The organism is Kitasatospora sp. MBT63, from assembly GCF_000710465.2.
Classification (GTDB): domain Bacteria; phylum Actinomycetota; class Actinomycetes; order Streptomycetales; family Streptomycetaceae; genus Kitasatospora.
In genome coordinates this window covers 1-6,109 of record NZ_JAIZ01000439.1, presented here as the reverse complement: position 1 = coordinate 6,109, position 6,109 = coordinate 1, and the positions used below count along the sequence as shown (strand labels likewise).

6 protein-coding genes are annotated in these 6,109 nt (G+C 73.2%); 2 read left to right on the top strand and 4 right to left on the bottom strand.

Annotated features, from left to right (window positions below):
* Positions 1–226 precede the first annotated feature (226 nt).
* Positions 227–1,636, bottom strand: coding sequence for a family 2B encapsulin nanocompartment shell protein (locus AA75_RS24135; protein WP_033822307.1), 1,410 nt, complete (start codon positions 1,634–1,636; stop codon positions 227–229).
* Between the two features lie 319 nt (positions 1,637–1,955).
* On the opposite strand from AA75_RS24135, the gene AA75_RS49705 reads away from it, so the two are divergent.
* Entirely contained in the window at positions 1,956–2,108 is a 153-nt protein-coding gene (locus tag AA75_RS49705; RefSeq protein WP_158515560.1) for a hypothetical protein, read from the top strand.
* 28 nt (positions 2,109–2,136) lie between these two features.
* The gene (locus AA75_RS24130; RefSeq protein WP_051813200.1) at positions 2,137–2,976 is read left to right on the top strand and encodes an enoyl-CoA hydratase/isomerase family protein; all 840 of its coding nucleotides are present in this window, start codon (positions 2,137–2,139) and stop codon (positions 2,974–2,976) included.
* Between the two features lie 72 nt (positions 2,977–3,048).
* On the opposite strand, the gene AA75_RS24125 is transcribed toward AA75_RS24130, so the two are convergent.
* From AA75_RS24125 to AA75_RS24115, 3 genes are all read right to left on the bottom strand, one after another.
* Entirely contained in the window at positions 3,049–3,675 is a 627-nt protein-coding gene (locus tag AA75_RS24125; protein WP_149038338.1) for a hypothetical protein, read from the bottom strand.
* A gap of 72 nt (positions 3,676–3,747) precedes the next feature.
* Positions 3,748–4,830, bottom strand: a complete 1,083-nt coding sequence (locus tag AA75_RS24120; RefSeq protein WP_082526778.1) for a magnesium and cobalt transport protein CorA — start codon at positions 4,828–4,830, stop codon at positions 3,748–3,750.
* Between the two features lie 346 nt (positions 4,831–5,176).
* Complete coding sequence (locus AA75_RS24115) at positions 5,177–6,091, bottom strand: MBL fold metallo-hydrolase (RefSeq protein ID WP_033822306.1); 915 nt, start codon at positions 6,089–6,091, stop codon at positions 5,177–5,179.
* Between the last annotated feature and the right edge of the window lie 18 nt (positions 6,092–6,109).

The following is a 6,109-nucleotide window of genomic DNA, read 5'->3' as shown; positions in this document are numbered from 1 at the left end:
GCCACGGCCGGGCGGACGAGCGCCGCCGGCCCCGGCAGGGCGCCGCCCCCGGGAGCGGGTCCGGGGCCGGGCGCCGCGGACGGCGGGTCCGGCCGCTCGGGGGGAGGTGAGGGAACGGGCATCCGTGGCTCCTTGGTGAGGTGGTGGGACGGCCCGGATCCCGGGCACGCCGGGGCCGGGCCGAGGACGGGCGGTGCCCGCCCGGGACCGTGCCGCGTCAGCCGCCTCAGCCGCGCCGCTGGCCGATCTGCACGTTCTCCAGCACGCCGAGCGCGTCGGGCACCAGGATCGCCGCCGAGAAGTACGTGGTGACGAGGTAGGAGATGATCGCCTTCTCGTCGATGCCCATGAACCGCACCGACAGGCCCGGCTCGTACTCCTCCGCCAGACCGGTCTGGTGCAGACCGATGACGCCCTGCCTGTCCTCCCCGGTACGCATCACCAGGATCGAGGTGGTGTTCTCCTCGCTGATCGGGATCTTGTTGCAGGGCAGGATCGGCACGCCGCGCCAGGCCGGGACCTGCTGTCCGCCGAGGTCGACGTGGTCCGGGTAGAGGCCGCGGGCGTTGAACTCCCGGCCGATGGCCGCGATGGCCCGGGGATGGGCCAGGAAGAACCGGGAACCCCGCCGGCGGCAGAGCAGTTCGTCCAGGTCGTCGGGGGTCGGCGCACCGGAGTACGTCTGGATCCGCTGCTTGAAGGCCGCGTTGTGGAGCAGGCCGAACTCGCGGTTGTTGATCAGCTCGTGCTCCTGGCGCTCGCGCAGCGCCTCGATGGTGAGCCTGAGCTGCTCCTCGGTCTGGTTCATCGGCTCGTTGTAGAGGTCCGCGACCCTGGTGTGGACCCGCAGCACGGTCTGCGCGATGGAGAGTTCGTACTCCCGCGGGTTGAGGTCGTAGTCGACGAAGGCGCCGGGGAGCTGCGCCTCGCCGGTGTGGCCGGCCGACATGGCGATCTCGGCCTCGCCGTGCTTGTTCTGCCGCTGCTGCGGAATCGCGCTGAAGTGCTCGACGTGCGAGCGCAGTTCCGGCGCCGAGGCCAGCACGGCGTCGAAGTCGGCGCGGGCCAGGGTGAGCAGGGTGCCGGCGGTCTCGGCGGTGGCGGTGGCCTCCCAGCTCGCCCCGGCGTCCAGCAGGGCGTGCTCGCCGAAGTGGTCGCCGTCGGCGAGGACCGCGACGGCCACCGGGTCGCCGTACTGGCCGACCGAGGTCTGCCTGATCCGGCCGTGGGCGATCAGGTGGATCTGCTCGGCGGGCGCGCCGCGCTCGGCCAGCACCTCACCCGCCCGGAAGTCCCGCTGCACGCAGCGGTCGGCGAGCGCGGTGAGCACGGCAAGGTCGTCGAAACCGCGCAGCACGGCGAGTTCGCCGAGCTCACGGGGGATCAGCCGGACCCGGGCACCGTCCTGGACGAAGTCGATCCGCCCGTCCCCGACGGTGTACGTCAGTCGCCGGTTGACCCGGTAGGTACCGCCCTGGGTCTCCACCCAGGGGAGCATCTTCAGCAGCCAGCGGGAGGTGATCTCCTGCATCTGCGGAGCGGACTTCTTGGTGGAGGCAAGGTTGCGGGCAGCCGCAGTGCTCAGACTGCTCTGTCCGGTCGGCTCCGCGAGCGCCTGGCTGGTGTCCACCGTCATCGGGCGGGCTCCCCTTCGATTAAGAGTTCACAAGAGCGGTCACCGGCACACGTCCATATCAGCTGTGACCGGGGGCGGACATGACGGAGCCCGGGCGATCCGCGCCTCCGTTCGTCGCCGGGATCAAGCTTGCCGCCGGTACGGCCGGTTGGGCCTGGAAGCCGCTCCGGGTTAGCCCGATGCGGTGATCTTGCGCGGTCGGATGTTTGCGGACCATCTCGACGGTGCATGGCGCGGACGGCCGCGGCGGTGCGCCGGACGGAGGACCGTGCCGAGTGTCCTGCCCGGTTCGGCCGGGTCCGTCCGCACATAGTGCGGCATGACACGTACGCGGGCGGCGCCGGCGCTCGCCGCCGTCACCATGATCGTCACCTGTCTCCCCGGCCCCGCAGGCGCCCTCGCCCCGTCGGACGCCGCCCGCCCGCACGGCTGCGTCCGATCCCCGATCCCCGCCCGCGGGCTCGGCAGCTGATCGCAGGTCCCGAGCACGGAGGAACCCCATGACCGGACCGTACGAGACCATCGACACCGTGCTGGAGGGCGCAGTGCTCTCCGCGACGTTCGACGCGCCACCGATGAACCTGATCGGGCCGGAGGTCGTCCGTGATCTGGTCACCCTGCTCGACGATCTCGCGCGCCCGGACGCACCCGCCGTCGTGGTCTTCGGCAGCGCGGACGCCGACTTCTTCCTCCCGCACGTCGACCTGACGAAGGTCGCCGAGTACACCGCCGAGGCCGCGAAGAGCGGCGGCCCCGGTGACGCCTCCCTCGGCATGCTGTTCCGCCGGCTGAGCCTGCTGCCCGTCGTCACCATCGCCAAGCTGCGCGGCCGCGCCCGGGGGGCGGGCAGCGAGTTCCTGCTCGCCTGCGACATGCGGTTCGCCGCCCGCGAGACGGCCGTGCTGGGCCAGCCCGAGGTCGGCATCGGCGCGCCCCCCGGCGCCGGCGCGATCCAGCACCTCACCCGCCTGCTCGGCCGCGGCCGGGCCCTGGAAGTCCTGCTCGGCTCCGCCGACTTCGACGCCGACCTGGCCGAACGCTACGGCTGGATCAACCGCGCCCTGCCCGACGCAGACCTCGACGCGTTCGTCGCCGGCCTGGCCGCCCGCCTCGCCGCCTTCCCCCGCGACGGCCTGACCGCGGCCAAGGCCGCGGTCAACGCCATCAGCCTGCCGACCCCCGCCGACGTCCGGGCGGACGCCGCCCTGTTCCAACAGCTCGTCCGGGCCGAGGACGCCCAGCGGCGCACCGCCGCCCTGTTCCGGCGCGGCCTGCAGACCCGGGGCCCGCTCGAACTCGCCCTCGGCGAAGCCCTCGCCGACCTGCCGCCGGACGCCTGAGGACATCCGGTACCGGCCCGCCCGGTCGGCCGATCGGGCGGCGGACGACCACCACGACCGGCCGGGCGCCGGTCAGTCCTGCTCCGGCTCCGCGTCCTGCTCCGGCTCCGGCTCCGGCTCCGGCCAGAACACCAGGGTCTCGGCGGCCGCCGCGCGTAGGGCGTCCCCGTCGAGCTCGAACCGGGTCTCCGGCACCCCCTCCTCGGCCCAGGAGTAGAAGACGGTGATCGGGCCCCCGGCCGGGAGGCCCCACACCCAGAAACTCTGGTCCCAGTGGTCCCACGATCCGGAACCGTCCTGCGGGGCGATCACCGGCGGCCGCGGCCCCTCGGGCGTACGCCACTCCACCGACCAGCCCTGCTGCGCGACGGCCCGGCGGCCGTCCGGGAAGAGCACCCCGAAACGCAACTGGTCCTCGCTGTCGTGCTCCTGGACGAACGGCGGCTGCCAGTCGACCGCCTCGCCGCGCGCGACGTCGCGCGGCCGAAGGTCCCGGCGGACGTGCAGCGCGAACTCGAACCCGGTCGGGAGAACCCGCAGCCCGTCGGCGAAGACCACCAGCCACGGCGTGCGCACCAGGAACCGGCCCAGCGGCAGGCTCACCGGCATCACGCCGTCCGGCCGCGACCAGGCCGGCAGAGCGGGCCGCCTGCGGCGCGGCGACGGTTCACGGGGCGGTATCGCGTCGAAGTGGCCCATACCAACGAGTCTGACACACGGTCAGCACCGCAAGGCCCGGGATGCAGGGCTCCTGCCGGGGGCATCCCGCGGTCATCCCGTGTGCCGCTCGGCCCGGCCGCCACGGGCGGACGCGGGCGGCGGGCCGGTGGGGACGGCCGTCACCTCCGGCGCGGGCGGGGCGGTGTGGCCGCGCCGGCGGCGCAGCCACAGGAAGAGCAGCAGACAGGGGAGCAGCAGACCGCCGATGCCGAGGGTGAGGAAGGCGGTGAAGCTGTTGATGTTCCTGACCAGCCAGGCGAAGTTCTGCCCGAAGAACCCGACCACGAAGGACAGCGGGAGGAAGACGCTCGCGAGGATCGTCAGCCGCTCCATGGTGGCGGTCTGGCGGAGGTTGATCCGGTTCTGCTCGACCGAGATCACCGCGATGTTGGCCTCCAGGACGGTGGCCAGCAGGTCGCGCTGGGCCGCCACCTCCTCGTTGACCAGCAGCAGGTGGTCGTGCACGTCACGGAAGTACGGCAGCAGCGCGGGCGGTGACTTGCCGGGCTGGAGGCGGCGGGTCAGGACGGCGAGCAGGGGGTGGACGGCGCGGTAGAAGTCGGTGGCCTCGCGGCGGAGGAAGTAGATCCGTTCGGTCGGGGCGACGGTCCCGGAGAACACGGTCGCCTCGATCTGCTCGATGTCCCGCTCCAGTTCGGCGACGACGGGTGCGTAGCTGTCGACGACCTGGTCCAGGATGGCCCAGAGGGTGGAGGCGCTGCCGGTCCGCAGCAGTTCGGGACGCTGTTCGAGCCGGCTGCGGGCGCCGGCCAGCTCGCTGGCGATGCCCTGGCGGACGGCGATCACGAAGTGCTCCGCGAGGAAGATGCTGATCTCGCCGGTGTCGACCTCCTCGGACCCGTCGTCGTAGCGCGCGGTACGCAGGATGATCAGCTCGGTCCCGTCCTCGTACTGCTCGGCCTTGGGACGCAGGTGGAAGGCCTGGGCGTCCTCGACGGCGAGTTCGTGCAGGCCGAAGCTCGCGCGCACCTCGGCCAGTTCCTCGGGGCCGGGTTCGAAGAGCCCCAGCCAGACGAACCCGCCCTGTGCGCAGCGGGCGGCCGCCTGCTCGAGCGGTATCGGCCCCTCGTGCTGGCGACGACCGTCGAGGTAGTGCGCACAGTCGACGATCATGGCCTTCCTCCTCGGATCGGTCCGGCGGCGCCGGGTGCCGCCGCTGCGGCCAGGGGGCGCGCCGTGCCTGCGTCGTCGCCTTCGATGCTCCTCCGATCCCGGCGGAATGTCCCCCGCGGCCGTAGGGCGCGTTTGCAAAGCCCCGCCGGGTCCGCGACGCCGCGCATCCCGGCTGGACGCACGCCCGAATCACCCAAGTACGACCCAGTACGAGGGCGATCCGGGCGCACGCCCAGCCGGGCGCCCAACGCCGCGGCCTGATCCGACGCGACTTTGCAAACGCGCCCTGGCGGGCGCGTGCCGCGGTGGGCGGCGGCCCGGAGGCCGCCGCCCACCCGCCGTGGTGTCAGAGCTCGCTGCCGAACTCCGCGTGCAGCCGGTAGCGGCGGTCCAGGCGGCGGACGGTGCCGGCCGTGGGATGCGGGAAATGGGTGCCCAGGAGCAGGTCCTCGGTGTCCGCCAGGCCGTCGAGCAGCCGGCCGCGGGTGCGGATCGCCTCGGCGGGGTCGATGTCGACGCAGCTGTGCACGTGGGGGTGGGACAGCTGCACGGGGTGGTGGATGCTGTCGCCGGTGATCAGCGCCCGGCGGCCGCTGCCGCGCAACTGGACGGCGACCTGTCCCGGGGTGTGGCCCGGGGCGGGGACCAGCAGGACGCCGGGCGCCACCTCGTGGCCCTGTTCGGGCACGTCCACGACGTCGTACTGCCCAGCGTCGCGCACGGGGTGGACGGAGTCGCGGAACATCTGGGTGCGGGCCTCGTCGAGGTCGGTGGCGGCCCAGTGGTCCCACTCGGTGCGGCTGGTGAGGTAGCGGGCGTTCGGGAAGGTGGGGACCCAGTCCCCGCCGACCAGCCGGGTGTTCCAGCCGACGTGGTCGGTGTGCAGGTGCGTGGTGATCACCAGGTCCACGGACTCGGGCGGGAATCCGGCCGCCGTCAGGCGGTCCAGGAAGTCGGTGCCCAGACCGTTCCAGGCCGGGTTGGCGCGGGTCTTGTCGTTGCCGATGCCGGTGTCCACGATGATCCGCAGCCCGCCGGCCGACACGGCGAAGCTGTGGCTGGCCAGCCGCGGGACCTCGGCGTCGGCGAAGTCCGGGCGCAGCCACGGCACCTCGTCCAGCACCTCCTTGGTGGCGGCCGGCAGCAGCCAGGGCCCGGTCTGACGCGGCAGCTCGATCTCGTCGACGCGGCGTACGGCGATGTCGCCGAGGCTCCAGCCGACGGTGGTGACGGGGGTGCGCTGGCCGGGGGCGGTGTTCATGGGTGGGTCCTCTCGGGG

What these genes read in the sequence shown, in the direction of transcription:
- AA75_RS24125 (WP_149038338.1), bottom strand. Translation starts at nt 3,675, where the DNA reads ATGGGCCACTTCGACGCGATACCGCCCCGTGAACCGTCGCCGCGCCGC.
- AA75_RS24135 (WP_033822307.1), bottom strand. Translation starts at nt 1,636, where the DNA reads ATGACGGTGGACACCAGCCAGGCGCTCGCGGAGCCGACCGGACAGAGC.
- AA75_RS24120 (WP_082526778.1), bottom strand. Translation starts at nt 4,830, where the DNA reads ATGATCGTCGACTGTGCGCACTACCTCGACGGTCGTCGCCAGCACGAG.
- AA75_RS49705 (WP_158515560.1), top strand. Translation starts at nt 1,956, where the DNA reads ATGACACGTACGCGGGCGGCGCCGGCGCTCGCCGCCGTCACCATGATC.
- AA75_RS24115 (WP_033822306.1), bottom strand. Translation starts at nt 6,091, where the DNA reads ATGAACACCGCCCCCGGCCAGCGCACCCCCGTCACCACCGTCGGCTGG.
- AA75_RS24130 (WP_051813200.1), top strand. Translation starts at nt 2,137, where the DNA reads ATGACCGGACCGTACGAGACCATCGACACCGTGCTGGAGGGCGCAGTG.